Origin of the sequence: Streptomyces sp. WAC06614 (assembly GCF_003949795.1) — a bacterium.
In the GTDB taxonomy this organism is placed as follows: Bacteria; Actinomycetota; Actinomycetes; order Streptomycetales; family Streptomycetaceae; genus Streptomyces.
The window spans coordinates 1-217 of the sequence record NZ_RPRY01000815.1; the positions used below are offsets into that span (position 1 = coordinate 1).

Consider the following 217-nt stretch of genomic DNA (forward strand, 5'->3'; position numbering starts at 1 on the left):
CCGAAGCGAAGGCCGAGGCCGAGCCGGAGCCGGAGGCACAGCCCGAGCCGGAAGCAAAGGCGGAGCCCGAAGCGAAGGCCGAAGCGCAGGCCGAAGCGAAGGCCGAGGCCGAGCCGGAGCCGGAGGCACAGCCCGAGCCGGAAGCAAAGGCGGAGCCCGAAGCGAAGGCCGAAGCGCAGGCCGAAGCGAAGGCCGAGGCCGAGCCGGAGCCGGAGGC

The 217-nt window shown here is 74.2% G+C and carries 1 protein-coding gene; it reads left to right on the forward strand.

The window, feature by feature from the left end; all coding sequences use genetic code 11:
• The coding region (locus EF918_RS36610) for a hypothetical protein (RefSeq protein ID WP_185922119.1) at positions 1-217 on the forward strand (217 nt) is incomplete at both ends.